We start from the raw sequence: 1,013 nt of genomic DNA, 5'->3' as shown, positions 1-1,013 counted from the left end.
TTTTTCTGTGAAAATCCATAAAACCCGGTCAACTCTGTATATCCTGTGATCAGTTTGGATACACTACAAATGGCCAAAAAAGACAACAGGAAAGCAGAGGTGCCTTATTTTTAGGCATCTCGTATATTCTGTATTCATTTTGGCTATACTAACTTACTTGTGGTCCCCAAAACGGTTCTTTTCGGGAAAGCATGCAGTAAATGGTGACAAGCATTCGGTGCGCGATCGCAACGAGTGCTTTTTTCTTTCCCCGGCGAGCCGCCAATGACCAAAATTTCGCCGCCAACGGTTGATTCCTGCATCGGGATAACGCCCATGCCGCCTCGCATAACGCGGATTTAATATGAGGATTACCCTTTACCGTTCGTGTACTTTTGCGTTTTCCAGCGCTTTCGTGATTTCCCGGGGCCACCCCAGCCCAAGAAGCGAGGCGCTGCGGTGTCGGGAACTGTCCCATATCCACTCCGATTTCGGCGATGATGACGGCGGCGGTTTCCTTTTTCACTCCAGGAATCGTCATCAGAAGATCCACTTCCTGTTGATACGGTTGTAAGAGATGGTCGATGCGTTGGTCCATCTCCTGAATCAAGCTTTCCAAATACTCGATGTGCTTCCACGATTGGCGAATCATGAACAACTCATGTTCGGTTAATGTCCCAAAGAGCGATTCCTGAATTTGTTGCTTTTTCCCTTTCATTCTTCCGTGAAGGCAAGCGTCGATATCGGCTTCTTCGATGTACCCCTGTTCCATTAAACGGGTCAAGAGTTTTCGGCCCGATACTCCGAAGATGTCGGAAATCACCGTACCCAGCTTGATATTGGAACACTCCAATACTTTATGAATTCGGTTTTTTTCCGCAATCAATTGACCCACCCACTTTTTGCGTAAACGGGTCAAGTCCCGCAATTCTCGAATTGGCGCGGGTGGCACAAAACTCTTTTCAATCAGTCCATAACGCAATAATTTAGCGATCCATTCCGCATCGGATACATCCGTTTTTCTCCCTGGGACA

1 protein-coding gene is annotated in these 1,013 nt (G+C 47.2%); it reads right to left on the bottom strand.

Annotated elements, in window-relative coordinates; translation table 11 throughout:
- Positions 1-148: 148 nt before the first annotated feature.
- Positions 149-1,013: IS110 family RNA-guided transposase (locus tag ABS784_RS16830; protein WP_352513354.1), on the bottom strand; the 865-nt coding region annotated here is incomplete at its 5' end.

Source organism: Geobacillus sp. G4 (assembly GCF_040327975.1).
GTDB lineage: Bacteria > Bacillota > Bacilli > Bacillales > Anoxybacillaceae > Geobacillus > Geobacillus thermoleovorans.
This window is presented reverse-complemented; position numbering and strand designations above follow the sequence as displayed.